This window comes from Enterobacter cloacae complex sp. SHL018 (assembly GCF_049237905.1).
Taxonomy (GTDB): domain Bacteria; phylum Pseudomonadota; class Gammaproteobacteria; order Enterobacterales; family Enterobacteriaceae; genus Enterobacter; species Enterobacter hormaechei_C.
The window spans coordinates 1,863,114-1,877,762 of sequence record NZ_JBMKJE010000001.1; the positions used below are offsets into that span (position 1 = coordinate 1,863,114).

Annotated in this window: 15 protein-coding genes; 8 read left to right on the top strand and 7 right to left on the bottom strand. The window is 56.1% G+C overall.

Annotation, left to right across the window (positions count from 1 at the left end):
• Positions 1-12 precede the first annotated feature (12 nt).
• The 5 genes from dcyD to ACOTY5_RS09065 all read right to left on the bottom strand — a co-directional run bounded on the left by dcyD (position 13) and on the right by ACOTY5_RS09065 (position 4,684).
• Entirely contained in the window at positions 13-999 is a 987-nt protein-coding gene (dcyD, locus tag ACOTY5_RS09045; protein WP_017384480.1) for a D-cysteine desulfhydrase, read from the bottom strand.
• 103 nt (positions 1,000-1,102) lie between these two features.
• On the bottom strand, positions 1,103-1,903 hold the full coding sequence (tcyJ, locus tag ACOTY5_RS09050) for a cystine ABC transporter substrate-binding protein (RefSeq protein WP_003859627.1): 801 nt from the start codon (positions 1,901-1,903) through the stop codon (positions 1,103-1,105).
• A gap of 86 nt (positions 1,904-1,989) precedes the next feature.
• Positions 1,990-2,541 (bottom strand): flagella biosynthesis regulatory protein FliZ, encoded by a 552-nt coding sequence (fliZ, locus tag ACOTY5_RS09055; protein ID WP_015570235.1) that lies wholly within the window; start codon positions 2,539-2,541, stop codon positions 1,990-1,992.
• Between the two features lie 54 nt (positions 2,542-2,595).
• Positions 2,596-3,315: an RNA polymerase sigma factor FliA gene (locus tag ACOTY5_RS09060; RefSeq protein WP_003859623.1), complete on the bottom strand. Its 720-nt coding sequence runs from the start codon at positions 3,313-3,315 to the stop codon at positions 2,596-2,598.
• Positions 3,316-3,478: 163 nt separating this feature from the next.
• Positions 3,479-4,684: a FliC/FljB family flagellin gene (locus ACOTY5_RS09065; protein WP_045142343.1), complete on the bottom strand. Its 1,206-nt coding sequence runs from the start codon at positions 4,682-4,684 to the stop codon at positions 3,479-3,481.
• 269 nt (positions 4,685-4,953) lie between these two features.
• Here ACOTY5_RS09065 and fliD point away from each other — a divergent pair, with 269 nt between their 5' ends.
• From fliD to amyA, 4 genes are all read left to right on the top strand, one after another.
• Positions 4,954-6,366 (top strand): flagellar filament capping protein FliD, encoded by a 1,413-nt coding sequence (gene fliD / locus ACOTY5_RS09070; protein ID WP_045142342.1) that lies wholly within the window; start codon positions 4,954-4,956, stop codon positions 6,364-6,366.
• 30 nt (positions 6,367-6,396) lie between these two features.
• Complete coding sequence (fliS, locus tag ACOTY5_RS09075) at positions 6,397-6,807, top strand: flagellar export chaperone FliS (protein ID WP_045142341.1); 411 nt, start codon at positions 6,397-6,399, stop codon at positions 6,805-6,807.
• Positions 6,807-7,178, top strand: a complete 372-nt coding sequence (fliT, locus tag ACOTY5_RS09080; protein WP_003859615.1) for a flagella biosynthesis regulatory protein FliT — start codon at positions 6,807-6,809, stop codon at positions 7,176-7,178. The genes fliS and fliT overlap by 1 nt, the downstream gene beginning before the upstream one ends.
• A gap of 98 nt (positions 7,179-7,276) precedes the next feature.
• Complete coding sequence (gene amyA / locus ACOTY5_RS09085) at positions 7,277-8,764, top strand: alpha-amylase (protein WP_045142340.1); 1,488 nt, start codon at positions 7,277-7,279, stop codon at positions 8,762-8,764.
• A 102-nt stretch (positions 8,765-8,866) separates the two neighbouring features.
• On the opposite strand, the gene yedD is transcribed toward amyA, so the two are convergent.
• On the bottom strand, positions 8,867-9,280 hold the full coding sequence (gene yedD, locus ACOTY5_RS09090) for a lipoprotein YedD (protein WP_003859613.1): 414 nt from the start codon (positions 9,278-9,280) through the stop codon (positions 8,867-8,869).
• A 75-nt stretch (positions 9,281-9,355) separates the two neighbouring features.
• Complete coding sequence (fliE, locus tag ACOTY5_RS09095; RefSeq protein WP_003859612.1) at positions 9,356-9,670, bottom strand: flagellar hook-basal body complex protein FliE; 315 nt, start codon at positions 9,668-9,670, stop codon at positions 9,356-9,358.
• A gap of 228 nt (positions 9,671-9,898) precedes the next feature.
• Between fliE and fliF the strand changes: the two genes are divergently transcribed.
• The 4 genes from fliF to fliI are packed head-to-tail and all read left to right on the top strand — an operon-like array spanning position 9,899 to position 14,642.
• Entirely contained in the window at positions 9,899-11,581 is a 1,683-nt protein-coding gene (gene fliF / locus ACOTY5_RS09100; protein WP_017383346.1) for a flagellar basal-body MS-ring/collar protein FliF, read from the top strand.
• Positions 11,574-12,572: a flagellar motor switch protein FliG gene (gene fliG / locus ACOTY5_RS09105; RefSeq protein WP_003859608.1), complete on the top strand. Its 999-nt coding sequence runs from the start codon at positions 11,574-11,576 to the stop codon at positions 12,570-12,572. Before fliF ends, fliG begins: the two co-directional genes overlap by 8 nt.
• A complete protein-coding gene (gene fliH / locus ACOTY5_RS09110; protein WP_032648798.1) occupies positions 12,565-13,272 on the top strand; it encodes a flagellar assembly protein FliH in 708 nt (235 codons plus the stop codon). Before fliG ends, fliH begins: the two co-directional genes overlap by 8 nt.
• On the top strand, positions 13,272-14,642 hold the full coding sequence (gene fliI, locus ACOTY5_RS09115; protein WP_017693144.1) for a flagellar protein export ATPase FliI: 1,371 nt from the start codon (positions 13,272-13,274) through the stop codon (positions 14,640-14,642). The genes fliH and fliI overlap by 1 nt, the downstream gene beginning before the upstream one ends.
• Positions 14,643-14,649: the final 7 nt, after the last annotated feature.

Sequence of the window (14,649 nt, forward strand, 5' to 3'; positions counted from 1 at the left end):
TCTACCTGATTTTTAGACATGAGGATGATAGGCAAACAGCGCAGGCGCCCCGCCAGTATGAACAAACAAAATGGGTCCTTCATCCTTAAAGCGCTTGCGGGCGATGCCGTCGATCAGGCCCGCCATTGCCTTGCCGGTATAGACCGGGTCAAGCAGAATACCTTCGAGACGGGCCAGCAGCTTAACCGCCTCCATCCCTTCATCATTGGGGGTGCCATAGCCCGGCGCGAAATAGTCATCCCACAGCAGTATTTCCGCCTTCGCCTGAAGCGCAAGCTGTTCAGCCACCGCCTGTTGCAGGGTGACGACTTTCGGCTTCTGTTCCGCAACGCTTCTGGAAACCGTCACGCCAATCAGCTCGACCTCCGGCATCAGTTGCTCAAGCCCGACAGCTAAACCAGCATGGGTCCCCGCACTGCCGGACGCCACCACCACCGAGGATAAACTCACCGCGCCTTCGCACTGCTGAGCGATTTCCAGCGCGCTCTCAACATAGCCGAGGGCACCCAGCGCATTCGAGCCGCCAACCGGGATCACGTACGGACGAAAACCCTGCGCTTCCAGACGCGTCGCCAGCTCGTCGAGCTGTGCAGCCGGGTCGGTCAACGCGTCGACCATTTCAACCTGCACGTTGAACAGATCCAGCAGCAAACGGTTACCGTTAGTCAGGTAATTCTCTGCCTGCGTCCCGATCGGGTTCTCCAGCAGGGCTACGCAGTGGAGTCCCAGCTTCGCCGCCACTGCCGCCGTCTGGCGAACGTGGTTAGACTGAATTGCCCCGGCGGTGATCAGCGTGTCCGCCCCCTCACGCAGAGCATCGGCGGCGAGAAACTCCAGCTTGCGCAGCTTATTTCCGCCCATCGCCATGGGCGTCACATCGTCACGCTTAATGAATATATCGCGCCCCAGATAGTCAGAAAATCGCGGCAGATACTCCAGCGGCGTGGGTGCGCCGATAAATTCCAGACGGGGAAAGCGCGTTAAATTCTGTAGTGACATGGTTCCTCCGGTCACGCAAACAATTGTTATTTCATTATGCACGCAGACGCGCGAGAAATAAAAAAGGCGCTTTTAAAAGCGCCTTTTTTTGTCAGTCAGAGACTTATTTCGTCACGTCTGCGCCGAACCACTTCTCAGAAAGCGCCTTCAGGCTGCCGTCTTTCTGCATCTCAGCAATGGCGCCGTCGATGGCTTTCAGCAGATCCTCGTTACCTTTACGCACCGCCACGCCGGACTCCTGACGGGAGAACGCATCACCCGCGACAGCCAGGGTATTGTTGGTTTTCTTCACCAGATCCAGCGCTGCCAGGCGGTCAACCAGAATGGCGTCAATACGGCCTACGCGCAGATCCTGGTATTTCGTCGGGTCATCATCGTAGGTACGGATGTCCACGCCCTGCACGTTCTGGCGCAGCCACTCTTCGTAGTTGGTGCCCAGACCGACGCCGACTTTCTTACCTTTCAGATCCGCTGCGGATTTGATACTGCCTTCGTTACCTTTCTTCACCAGCGCCTGAATACCGGACACGGTGTACGGCGTGGAGAAGTCATACTTCTTCTTACGCTCGTCAGAAATGGTTACCTGGTTAATCACCACGTCAATACGTTTGGAATCCAGTGACGCCAGCATCCCGTCCCATTTGGTGGGTTTCAGGGAGGCTTTAACGCCGAGGTGTTTTGCCAGCTCCTGCGCAAACTCCACTTCAAAACCGGTCAGTTTACCGTCGTCGCCCTGGAAGCTGAACGGAGGATAGGTTCCTTCCAGCCCAACCAGCAGCGTGCCGCGCTCTTTAACTTTGTTGAGCAGATTCTCTGCCGCGAACGTTTTCACGCTCATCCCCGCGACCAGCGCAACGGCCATCATCCCCATCAGCGCCTGACGACCCAGAAGTGCTAATTTCATAAGTACCCCGATACAGTGGAATTTTTGAGTAGTGTAGAGAAATCGCCTGCAACGTCAAAGGCGGCTGCGCTACATCTTATTCTTTTTTAATATATATCAGAAGTTGTTCCGGCGCGGACTTTCTGCTTTATGACGCCCGGCATCTGGACTTTATATTGCGCGTACTTTCGCAGCGCGATGCGGTAATTATTGGTACTGGTGGCGGGCAACCAGGGTTCCAGATTTTCATCCAGGTATCCGGTCGTCAGCAGATCGCGGGAGATATTTTGCATGGTCAAATGCTGACCCAGGCGGCGCAGGCGAACCACGTATTCACGCACGGTGCCGTGACTCATCTCCGTTTGTTCAAACAGGAATTGCTTGAAGCCGATAATATCGAAGAAGTCGCTTTGCTCTTTGCAATGGAGATCGCCACAGAAACGGCAAAGCGCTACCCACTCTTTTTGCTCTTCAAGCCAGGCGGCTTCATCCATCAGCGTGTCGAGGCGGGAAATCGCAATCTTATTCACGATTTCACCGCGACGAACCAGCGTGATGCGGTCGAGTAATTTTTTACAGTGGGCGCAATGCGTCTGGCTGTGTTTAAAGTCTTTCAGGTAGCGGCTTAAAGGCCGTCTTTTAGATTGCTGCACCGTCATGATAACTCCTGGTTGTCAATACGTTGTGCGGCATTTCCAAGGCGAATAACTCACCTATAACTTACCCAGTTTTGTGCGCAGGCGTTTAATGGCCTGGCTGTGCAGCTGGCTCACCCGTGACTCGCCCACCTCCAGCACAGCGCCAATCTCTTTGAGATTGAGCTCTTCCTGGTAATAGAGGGTTAACACCAGTTGCTCACGTTCCGGTAAAGCTTCGATCGCTTCCATCACGCGCTGGCGTAAATTCCCTTCCAGTAAATGGTGTAACGGGTTTTCTTGCTGGTGTTCATCGGTCACCAGCTCGATGCTATCGCCATGCTCTTCGCGCCACTCATCATAAGAGAAGAGTTGGCTGTTATTGGTATCGAGCAACATCTGGCGATACTCTTCAACAGGAATGCCCAGACGCTCCGCTACTTCGGTTTCCGTCGCGTTGCGCCCCAGTTCCTGTTCCAGCTGCCCCATCGCATGCGCCACTTCGCGCGCGTTGCGGCGAACGCTGCGCGGCACCCAGTCGCGGCTGCGCAGCTCGTCCAGCATCGCACCACGAATACGCTGCACTGCGTAAGTCGTAAATGCCGTTCCTTGCAGAGCGTCGTACCGGTCAACTGCATTCAATAACCCGATACCGCCCGCCTGTAGCAGATCGTCCAGTTCCACGCTCGCCGGCAAACGCACCTGGAGGCGCAATGCTTCGTGACGCACCAGCGGAACATAACGCTGCCACAGCGAGTGTTTATCCATTACACCTTCAGCGGTATAGAGTGAATTCACGATAAACAGCCCTGCGTTAGTTGAGTTATCGGCATGATTATCCGATTCTGGAGGGGTTTTAATCGGGTGAATAGTGGGTGAAATGAGGGGTTATTTGGGGGGTTACGCGTAAATGCGGACAGAAAAAACCCCGCCGAAGCGGGGTTTAAGCGTAATCAGGCGATTAGCCTTGCAGCAGAGACAGAACCTGCTGAGGAACCTGGTTAGCTTTGGACAGCACGGAGTTACCGGCCTGCTGAACGATCTGCGCTTTAGACATATTTGACACTTCGGTCGCATAGTCGGCGTCCTGAATACGGGACTGCGCTTCAGACAGGTTGGTGGTGGTGTTGTTCAGGTTGGTTACCGCAGAGCTCAGACGGTTCTGTACCGCACCCAGAGAAGAACGGAATTTGTCTACGGACGCGATAGCTTCGTCCAGTTTAGCCAGTGGATCAGAAGAAGCACCTTTGGTCAAGCTGGTCAGACTCATATTTTTAGTATCGAGAGTGAACGCGGCTTTGGTTGGGTCAGTGAGTGATGCAGACTGAGGATCCAGTGCAATCATGAAGTCTTGAGAGGCACCATCAGTACTTTCAATACCGTTAGCTTTTAAGTTATTAACTTCTGCTGCACCGTTAGGCTTAATACTAACCTTAGCAAACAGATTACCATTTTCATCTTTGTAAACCTGAGTTTTATCTAAGGTTACGCTAGCTGGATCAACACCAAGACGCGTTGCAAGATCATCAGGCGTAGCTTCGTTAACAGTTGCAGCTGCAACTTTTGTAGTTGCGCCATAATAGGAAGTAAAGTCTTTACCTGCGGTTCCATCCAGAGCAGTTAAAGTTCCTTTAGGACCGTTAACGTTGAAACTGTCCAGACCCAGAGTTTTGGAGTCGATTTTTTTCAGATCAATATTGATGGTTTCGCCATCGTTCGCGCCAACCTGGATAGCCATTTTGCCGTCTTTTGCCAGGACGTTCACGCCGTTGAACTGAGTCTGGCCAGATACACGGTCGATCTCAGACAGACGGGATTTGATTTCGTCCTGGATTGAAGACAGGTCGGAATCGGAGTTAGTACCAGTCTGAGACTGAACGGTCAGTTCACGGATACGCTGCAAGTTGTTGTTGATTTCAGACAGTGCGCCTTCAGTGGTCTGAGCAACAGAGATACCGTCGTTAGCGTTACGTGCAGCCTGAGTCAGGCCTTTGATGTTAGAGGTGAAGCGGTTAGCAATCGCCTGGCCCGCAGCGTCATCTTTCGCGCTGTTGATACGCAGACCAGAAGACAGACGCTCGATAGAAGAAGACAGAGCGGACTGGTTCTTGTTGATGTTGTTCTGAGTGATCAGCGAGAGGCTGTTGGTATTAATGTACTGTGCCATGATTTCGATTCCTGTTGTTCATCAAATCTGTTTGGTTAGATTTGGGTTTCCACCCTTCGGCTTCATCGCCGTCAAAGGTGTTATCGTCTGGTCCAAAACAACCTTTAGATTTTTTTTCAGGATCGCGTTAATTTTTTTAGCCACTGAAAAGCTCTTCTCTATTAGCGTTATTCCCGCCATTAAAAAAAAGAAATTAACCGTAAACTTTCCCCCATAAAGGCCGATAACCCCACTATTCGTTCTACGTGTCGATAGATTAAGGAATAAATATGGCAAGTATTTCATCATTGGGGATTGGATCGGGTCTTAAGTTAGCAGACATTCTGGATAGTCTGACCACGGCCGAAAAAGCGCAGCTGACGCCGATTTCCAAACAACAGTCATCTTATACCGCCAAGCTGAGCGCTTACGGCACGTTGAAGAGTTCACTGGAAGCGTTTCAGACTGCCAACACCGCGCTGAATAAAGCCGACCTGTTTACGGCGACCAGCACGTCGAGCAGCACCACGGCATTCAGCGCCACCACCACCGGCAGCGCGATTGCCGGTAAATACACCATCAGCGTGTCGCAGCTGGCGCAGGCGCAAACCCTGACGACCAAAAATGCGCAGCCGGACAGCAAAACGGCCATTGCCACGGCTGACAGCAAGATCACCTTTACCGCCGTTAACGGTAAAGATCCGGTGACCGTCGATATCAGCGCGGCAAACTCTTCGCTGACCGGCATTCGCGATGCGATTAACAAAGCTGACGCCGGCGTGACCGCCAGTATTATTAACGTCGGTAATGGTCAGTATCGTCTGTCCATCACCTCCACCGAAACCGGGGCGGACAACGCGGTCAGCATCAGCGTAAGCGGCGACAGCGCCCTGCAATCCTTTATGGGTTACAACGGCACCAGCACCGACGCCAGCAACGGCATGACGGAAAGCGTCACCGCGCAGAACGCGAAGCTGAAGGTGAATAACGTTGATATCGAAAACAGCAGCAACACCATCAGCGATGCGCTGGAAGATATCACCCTGAACCTGAACGACGTCACCACCGGTAACCAGACGCTGACGATCGCTAAAGATACGTCGAAAGCGGAAACGGCGATGAAAGCCTGGGTGGATGCCTACAACACCCTGCAAGATAGCTTCGCCTCACTGACAAAATACACGGCGGTAGATCCGGGTAAGGATGAACAAGATACCAGCAACGGTGCCCTGCTCGGAGACACTACGCTGCGTACTATCCAGACGCAGCTGAAAACCATGCTGAGCAACACCGTCGGCGGAACCGCCTATAAAACGCTGTCTCAGGTCGGCATTACCTCCGATCCAAGCACGGGTAAGCTGGAGCTGGACAGCGACAAGCTGAAAAAAGCGCTGACGGATAACCCGTCTGCCGTGAAAGATTTGGTTGTAGGTGACGGTAAAACCACCGGGATCACCACCACCATGGCCACCCATCTGACTGACTGGCTTTCCAGCAAAGGCATTATCCAGGCGGCCAAAGATGGCGTCAGCAAAACGCTGAACAAGTTAACGGATCAATATAACGCCGTGAGCGAACGTATTGACGCGAGAGTGGCGCAGTACAAAGCCCAGTTTACCCAGCTGGACGTACTGATGACCTCGCTGAACAATACCAGCAGCTACCTGACGCAGCAGTTCGAAAATACGTCCAGCAACAAGTAGTAAACGCTAATCAGACCCGAGGGGGATAACATGTACGGCGCAAAAGGCACGCAAGCCTACGCAAAGATAGAAGTTGAAAGCGCGGTGATGAGCGCCAGCCAGCAGCAGCTGGTTATCATGCTATTTGATGGAGCCCTCAGCGCGCTTGTACGCGCGCGTCTGTTCCTGGCAGACGGTAATATCCCGGCAAAAGGGCTGGCGCTCTCCAAAGCCATCAACATTATCGAAAACGGGCTGAAGGTTGGCCTGGTAGAAGATAACGGTGATGAGCTTACGCAAAACCTGATTGCCCTTTATGCCTATATGGTACGTCGCCTCCTGCACGCCAACGTGAATAACGACGCCAGCGCCATCGAAGAGGTGGAAACCTTGCTGCGCAATATCGCTGACGGGTGGAAGGAGGTTGCCGGTACGCCACAACTGATGCAGGACGCCGTCTAATGAGTAACGCACCGCAACTTTATGCCCTTTATCAGCAACTCCTTGAGCAGAGCCAGTTGATGTTGCGACTGGCCCGGCAGGGACTATGGGATGATCTGATCATCTGTGAAACCGACTATGTTAATGCGGTGCACTCACTGGCTCGTCTCACTCAGGAAAGTGAACCTTCGACGCAGATTCAGGAGCAGCTTCGCCCGACGCTGCGGGTGATCCTGGACAACGAAGGCCAGGTAAAAACGTTGCTGCAAGCCAGAATGGATGAACTGGCGAAGCTGGTTGGGCAATCCTCCATCCAGAAAACCGTTCTCTCCACCTACGGTAACCAGGGCGGTCATGTCCTGGTTCCGCAAAGTAATAGCGATATCAATTAGCCATTTAACTGGCGGGCAAACGTTAACCGTTTCGTTCGCCAGGCATTTCTGCCAAACCTGCTCCATACTTGAGTTTCGCGACCTCATGGAGATGGTGCATGCGCAACCCAACACTTTTACAATGTTTTCACTGGTACTACCCCACCGGCGGTGAACTGTGGCGAGAAGTCACGGCATTAGCCCCCAACCTGAACGAAATCGGCATCAATATGGTCTGGTTACCGCCGGCATACAAAGGGGCATCCGGCGGCGATTCCGTCGGGTATGACTCTTATGACCTTTTCGACCTCGGTGAGTTTGACCAGAAAGGCAGCGTCGCCACCAAATACGGCGATAAAGCCCAGCTGCTGGAGGCTATCAACGCCTTAAAAAGCAACCAGATTGCGGTGCTTCTGGACGTGGTGGTCAACCACAAAATGGGGGCCGATGAAAAGGAACCCGTCCGCGTGCAGCGCGTGGATGCTCAGGATCGCACCCAAATCAGCAATGAGATCATCGAATGCGAAGCCTGGACGCGCTACACCTTCCCCGTTCGGGCCGGGCAGTATTCGCAGTTCATCTGGGATTACAAATGCTTCAGCGGTATCGACCACATTGAAAACCCCAATGAGGACGGTATCTTCAAAATCGTGAACGACTACACCGGCGAAGGCTGGAACGATCAGGTCGACGACGAGATGGGCAATTTCGATTACCTGATGGGTGAAAATATTGATTTTCGCAACCACGCGGTGACGGAGGAGATCAAATACTGGGCGCGCTGGGTGATGGAGCAAACCCACTGCGACGGCTTCCGCCTGGACGCGGTAAAACACATCCCGGCCTGGTTCTATAAAGAGTGGATTGAGCACGTCCAGGAGGTGGCCCCGCAGCCGCTGTTTATTGTGGCGGAATACTGGTCTCACGAAGTGGATAAATTGCAGCACTACATCAATCAGGTGGACGGTAAAACCATGCTGTTTGATGCGCCACTGCAAATGAAATTTCACGAAGCCTCACGCCAGGGACGCGACTACGATATGAGCCAGATTTTCACCGGTACGCTGGTGGAAGCCGATCCGTTCCATGCCGTGACGCTGGTTGCCAACCACGATACCCAACCCTTGCAGGCGCTGGAAGCCCCGGTTGAAGCCTGGTTCAAACCGCTGGCCTACGCGCTCATCCTGCTGCGTGAAAACGGCGTGCCGAGCGTGTTCTACCCGGATCTTTTTGGCGCCAGCTATGACGACACCGGCGGGGATGGCGAGACGTATCACATCGATATGCCTGTGATTGAACAGCTCCACGAGCTGATCCTCGCCCGGCAGCGTTTTGCCCACGGCGTGCAGACGCTGTTTTTCGATCATCCAAACTGCATTGCGTTCAGCCGCAGCGGGACTGAGGAACACCCGGGCTGTGTTGTGGTGCTGTCGAATGGCGATGACGGCGAGAAGACGATCTGCCTCGGGGAGAATTACGGCAACAAGACCTGGCGTGATTTTTTAGGCAACCGCGAGGAAATCGTGACCACGGCGGCGGATGGCGAAGGGACGTTCTTCTGTAACGGGGGCAGCGTCAGCGTCTGGGTGATTGAGGACGCGCTGTAGTGCTGGGAAAGTGCGGCCTGATGCCCTCACCCCGACCCTCTCCCACCGGGAGAGGGAGCAAACCCTAAAAACGGCAATATGATTGCCGTTTTGCTTTTACCGCTACGGAAGCTTACTCTCCAGCGGATTCTTACTCAGGTAATCTGCGCATTCCACTGTTGGACGGTCAACCTTGTACAGTTCCATACCGTCATACTCCAGCGCCGCCCCATCACGCTCCAGCGGATAGACATCCAGCTTACGGGTCACGTTGTAATAATCATCTGAACGCAGCATGATCTTACCCGGCACCGCGATAACGCGCTGCCACTGACGGCAATCCAGCGTATCCCCCTCTGGCGTCACCACCAGCGTGGCGATCGCTTCCGGGCTCACCATCGCGCTCTGCGGCCCTTTCGACTGCCAGTAACCTGCCAGTTGCGAAGGTACCGGGTGCTTAATCACTTCCTGATAGTTATCTACCTGAACACATCCCGCTAACGTCAGCATCGCAGCCACAATTGCTACTTTTTTCATCATCTTTCCTGCATGCGAAGAAAAAAATATTGTGGCATTAAAGCCATCAGGCTGCCAGCGTAAGATGGGTATTGATTAAACCTGCATCCCCATCACTTCCTGGTATGCCGACACCAGCTTGTTACGCACCTGCAACCCCATCTGCAATGACACCGACGCTTTTTGCAGATCGGCCATCACATCGTTGAGCGCCACGCCGGGTTCGCCAAGGGTAAATCTCTCAGCCTGGGTACGGGCCGCGTTTTGCTTGTCGCTGATCCGGTCCAGCGCCGCATGCAGTTGACCGGCGAAGCTAACGCCCGGCGGCTGGTCAGCCACGCTCTGATTACGGGCGGTCATCGCCGTTGCCTGTAACTGACTGAGTACCCCTTCAATGCCCTGTATAGCCATGACTCTCCCCTGGATGGTTTTTTACGAGGTCAAGACTAACAGCTTGTCAATAAGATAATGGCGGTAAATAGCGTTAAAAAACCAGGTTATTTGACGCATAGAAAATCCCGAATCATCAAATAATGGCAGGGCCATCAGTATGGAACTTTTGTCGTGTTTGCCGACCCGGGAGTCAGTTTTGTTTCTCTACACGAATAACGTAAACCACCAGGATTTAAGAGGTGCGCAATGAGTGCGACAGCAGCATCGACAGCGCCACAGAATAAATCACTCGAGTGGATGAACCGCCTTCGCGCCAACCCTAAGATCCCGTTGATTGTGGCAGGCGCTGCCGCCATTGCGATCGTTGTCGCGATGGTCTTATGGGCAAAAAGCCCGGATTACCGCACGCTCTACAGCAACCTTTCTGACCAGGATGGCGGTGCCATCGTCACCCAGTTAACCCAGATGAACATCCCGTATCGCTTTGCCGATAACGGTGGTGCGCTTGAAGTACCGGCAGATAAAGTGCACGAGCTTCGCCTGCGTCTCGCCCAGCAGGGGCTGCCAAAAGGCGGCGCGGTTGGTTTTGAGCTGCTGGATCAGGAAAAATTCGGCATCAGTCAGTTCAGCGAGCAGGTTAACTATCAGCGCGCACTGGAAGGTGAGCTGGCCCGTACGATTGAAACCTTGGGCCCGGTGAAAAGTGCCCGCGTGCACCTGGCGATGCCTAAGCCGTCCCTGTTTGTCCGTGAACAAAAGTCCCCTTCGGCCTCTGTGACCGTTAACCTCGAACCTGGCCGTGCGCTGGATGAAGGGCAGATCAGCGCCGTCACGCACCTGGTCTCCAGTGCGGTGGCCGGCCTGCCGCCGGGTAACGTTACGCTGGTGGATCAGAGTGGTCATCTGCTGACGCAGTCCAACACCGCCGGGCGCGATCTCAATGACGCCCAGCTGAAATACGCCGCGGATGTGGAAGGCCGTCTCCAGCGTCGCATCGAAGCGATTCTGGGCCCGGTGGTCGGCAGCAGCAACGTACACGCGCAGGTCACAGCGCAGATTGATTTCTCGAATAAAGAACAGACCGAAGAGCAGTACGCCCCGAACGGGGATGCCTCCCGCGCCGTGTTACGCTCGCGTCAGATCAATGAGACGGAACAGGTCGGCGGACAGTATCCTGGCGGTGTGCCGGGCGCGCTCTCTAACCAGCCTGCGCCTGCCAACGCCGCGCCAATCTCCACCCCGCCGGCAAACCCGCAGAACGGTCAGCAAACGAATCAGCAGACGACCTCGACCGCGAACAGTACCGGCCCGCGTAACAGCAGCCGTAACGAAACGACCAACTACGAAGTCGACCGGACTATCCGCCATACCAAACTGAACACGGGCGATATTCAGCGTCTCTCTGTTGCCGTGGTGGTGAACTACAAAACGCTGCCGGACGGTAAACCGCTGCCGCTCACAGCGGAGCAGATGAAGCAGATCGAAGATTTAACCCGCGAAGCGATGGGCTTCTCTGAAAAACGTGGCGATACCCTCAACGTTGTGAACTCACCGTTCAACCCGGTGGATGAGACCGGTGGCGAACTGCCGTTCTGGCAACAGCAGGCGTTCTTCGATCAGCTGATGTCCGCAGGCCGCTGGCTGCTGGTGCTGATTGTCGCGTGGCTGCTGTGGCGTAAGGGTGTCCGTCCTCAGCTACAGCGTCGTGCTGAAGCCGAGAAAGCCGCGCTGGAACAGAAGAACGCGCGTCCGGATGAGGAAGAAGCGGTTGAAGTTCGTCTCAGCAAAGATGAACAGATGCAGCAGCGTCGTGCTAACCAGCGCATGGGCGCAGAGGTGATGAGCCAGCGCATTCGCGAAATGTCAGATAACGATCCGCGCGTCGTCGCGCTGGTCATCCGCGGTTGGATGGGTAACGAACATGAGTAATACGCTTACAGGCACCGATAAGAGCGTCATCCTGCTGATGACCATTGGCGAAGATCGCGCGGCGGAGGTGTTTAAACACCTCTCCCAGCGAGAAGTGCAGATCCTCAGCGCGGCGATGGCCAACGTGCGCCAGATCTCCAACAAGCAGCTGACAGAAGTACTGGCGGAGTTTGAGCAGGAAGCCGAGCAGTTTGCCGCGCTCAACGTCAACGCCAACGAATACCTGCGCTCCGTGCTGGTTAAGGCGCTCGGCGAAGAGCGCGCCGCCAGCCTGCTGGAAGATATTCTCGAAACGCGCGACACCGCCAGCGGGATCGAAACGCTCAACTTTATGGAGCCGCAAAGCGCCGCCGATCTTATTCGCGACGAGCACCCGCAGATTATCGCCACCATTCTGGTCCACCTCAAACGGGGCCAGGCAGCCGATATTCTGGCGCTGTTCGACGAGCGTCTGCGCCACGACGTAATGCTGCGTATCGCCACCTTCGGCGGCGTCCAGCCAGCCGCGCTGGCGGAGCTGACCGAAGTGCTGAACAACCTGCTCGACGGCCAGAACCTCAAGCGCAGCAAAATGGGCGGCGTGAGAACGGCAGCGGAAATCATCAACCTGATGAAAACGCAGCAGGAAGAGGCGGTTATTACGGCGGTACGCGAGTTCGACGGCGAGCTGGCGCAGAAAATTATCGACGAGATGTTCCTGTTCGAAAACCTGGTCGAAGTGGACGACCGCAGTATCCAGCGCCTGCTTCAGGAGGTGGACTCCGAATCGCTGCTTATCGCCCTCAAAGGCGCCGAGCAGCCGCTGCGCGAGAAATTCCTGCGCAACATGTCCCAGCGTGCGGCCGATATCCTGCGCGACGACCTGGCCAACCGTGGCCCGGTGCGTTTGTCTCAGGTGGAAAACGAACAGAAAGCGATCCTGCTTATTGTTCGTCGTCTGGCAGAAACCGGCGAGATGGTGATTGGCAGCGGAGACGACACCTATGTCTGATGAACTGTCGTGGAAGCGCTGGACGCCTGACGACCTCTCCCCTCCCACCGCAGAGTTCACCCCTGCCGTTGTGTCGTCCGACGAGGGCGACGCCGGGGCGGGCATACCCGAGCTGAGTGAAGAGGAACAGCGCGCCCAGATGCTGGCCCAGATGCAAATGCAGGCGCACGAGCAGGGCTTCAACGCCGGGATGAACGAAGGCCGTCAGACCGGGCACGCACAGGGTTATCAGGAAGGGTTGGCGAAAGGTTTAGAGCAGGGCATCGAGCAGGCGCGCCAGCAGCAGGCGCCGCTGCATGCCCGCATGCAGCAGCTGGTGAGCGAGTTTCAGCACACGCTGGATGCGCTCGACAGCGTGATTGCCTCGCGCCTGATGCAGATGGCGCTGGAGGCGGCCCGTCAGGTGATCGGCCAGACGCCGGTAGTGGATAACGCCGCGCTGATTAAGCAGATCCAGGCCCTGCTCCAGCAGGAGCCGCTGTTCAGCGGCAAACCGCAGCTGCGCGTTCATCCTGATGATTTGCAGCGCGTGGAAGAGAGCCTCGGCGCGACGCTGAGCCTGCACGGCTGGCGGCTGCGCGGCGATCCGTCGCTCCATCACGGAGGCTGTAAGGTCTCGGCGGATGAGGGCGATCTGGATGCCAGCGTCGCGACCCGCTGGCAGGAACTGTGCCGCCTGGCGGCACCGGGAGTCATCTGATGACCGCTCGCCTTACGCGCTGGCTTAACACGCTCGATAATTTTGAAACGAAGATGGCGCAGCTGCCATCCGTTCGTCGTTATGGACGCCTGACGCGCGCCACCGGTCTGGTCCTGGAAGCCACGGGGCTGCAACTTCCGCTCGGCGCCACCTGCGTGATTGAGCGTCAGGACGGGGGGGAGACGCGTGAAGTGGAAAGCGAAGTGGTCGGGTTCAACGGTCAGCGCCTGTTTCTGATGCCCCTTGAAGAAGTGGAAGGGATTTTGCCCGGCGCCCGCGTCTACGCGAAAAACATCAGCGGTGACGGCCTGCAAAGCGGCAAACAGCTCCCGCTCGGTCCGGCGCTGCTGGGCCGCGTGCTGGACGGAAGCGGCAAACCGCTCGATGGCCTGCCCTCCCCTGATACCACCGAAACCGGCGCGCTGATCACCCAACCCTTCAACCCGCTGCAACGCACGCCAATCGAGCACGTACTGGATACCGGCGTGCGGCCGATTAACGCCCTGCTCACCGTGGGACGCGGCCAGCGTATGGGGCTGTTTGCCGGCTCCGGCGTGGGTAAATCGGTCCTGCTCGGCATGATGGCGCGTTATACCCAGGCGGACGTTATCGTGGTTGGCCTGATTGGTGAGCGTGGTCGCGAAGTCAAAGATTTCATCGAAAACATTCTGGGTGCGGAGGGCCGCGCCCGCTCGGTGGTGATCGCTGCGCCTGCGGACGTGTCGCCGCTGCTGCGTATGCAGGGTGCCGCCTACGCCACGCGTATTGCGGAAGATTTCCGCGACCGGGGCCAGCACGTGCTGCTGATTATGGACTCCCTGACCCGCTACGCGATGGCGCAGCGTGAGATTGCGCTGGCCATCGGCGAGCCGCCCGCGACCAAAGGCTACCCGCCGTCGGTCTTCGCCAAGCTCCCGGCGTTGGTTGAGCGCGCGGGGAACGGCATCAGCGGCGGCGGCTCCATCACCGCGTTCTATACGGTACTGACCGAAGGCGATGACCAGCAGGACCCGATTGCCGACTCCGCGCGCGCGATCCTCGACGGCCATATCGTGCTGTCGCGCCGTCTGGCCGAAGCCGGGCACTACCCGGCCATTGATATTGAAGCGTCGATCAGCCGTGCGATGACGGCCCTGATCACCGAGCAACACTACGCCCGCGTGCGTAACTTCAAACAACTGCTCTCCAGCTTCCAGCGCAACCGCGATCTGGTGAGCGTCGGGGCGTACGCCAAAGGCAGCGACCCGATGCTCGATAAAGCGATTGCCCTGTGGCCGCAGCTGGAGGCATTTCTGCAACAGGGTATTTTTGAACGCGCCGACTGGGAAGATTCCCTCCAGGCACTGGAGCTGATTTTCCCGCAGGTGTAACACAGGT

What these genes read in the sequence shown, in the direction of transcription:
- fliI (WP_017693144.1), top strand. Translation starts at nt 13,272, where the DNA reads ATGACCGCTCGCCTTACGCGCTGGCTTAACACGCTCGATAATTTTGAA.
- fliD (WP_045142342.1), top strand. Translation starts at nt 4,954, where the DNA reads ATGGCAAGTATTTCATCATTGGGGATTGGATCGGGTCTTAAGTTAGCA.
- fliH (WP_032648798.1), top strand. Translation starts at nt 12,565, where the DNA reads ATGTCTGATGAACTGTCGTGGAAGCGCTGGACGCCTGACGACCTCTCC.
- fliS (WP_045142341.1), top strand. Translation starts at nt 6,397, where the DNA reads ATGTACGGCGCAAAAGGCACGCAAGCCTACGCAAAGATAGAAGTTGAA.
- fliT (WP_003859615.1), top strand. Translation starts at nt 6,807, where the DNA reads ATGAGTAACGCACCGCAACTTTATGCCCTTTATCAGCAACTCCTTGAG.
- ACOTY5_RS09065 (WP_045142343.1), bottom strand. Translation starts at nt 4,684, where the DNA reads ATGGCACAGTACATTAATACCAACAGCCTCTCGCTGATCACTCAGAAC.
- fliZ (WP_015570235.1), bottom strand. Translation starts at nt 2,541, where the DNA reads ATGACGGTGCAGCAATCTAAAAGACGGCCTTTAAGCCGCTACCTGAAA.
- amyA (WP_045142340.1), top strand. Translation starts at nt 7,277, where the DNA reads ATGCGCAACCCAACACTTTTACAATGTTTTCACTGGTACTACCCCACC.
- tcyJ (WP_003859627.1), bottom strand. Translation starts at nt 1,903, where the DNA reads ATGAAATTAGCACTTCTGGGTCGTCAGGCGCTGATGGGGATGATGGCC.
- fliF (WP_017383346.1), top strand. Translation starts at nt 9,899, where the DNA reads ATGAGTGCGACAGCAGCATCGACAGCGCCACAGAATAAATCACTCGAG.
- fliG (WP_003859608.1), top strand. Translation starts at nt 11,574, where the DNA reads ATGAGTAATACGCTTACAGGCACCGATAAGAGCGTCATCCTGCTGATG.
- yedD (WP_003859613.1), bottom strand. Translation starts at nt 9,280, where the DNA reads ATGAAAAAAGTAGCAATTGTGGCTGCGATGCTGACGTTAGCGGGATGT.
- fliE (WP_003859612.1), bottom strand. Translation starts at nt 9,670, where the DNA reads ATGGCTATACAGGGCATTGAAGGGGTACTCAGTCAGTTACAGGCAACG.
- dcyD (WP_017384480.1), bottom strand. Translation starts at nt 999, where the DNA reads ATGTCACTACAGAATTTAACGCGCTTTCCCCGTCTGGAATTTATCGGC.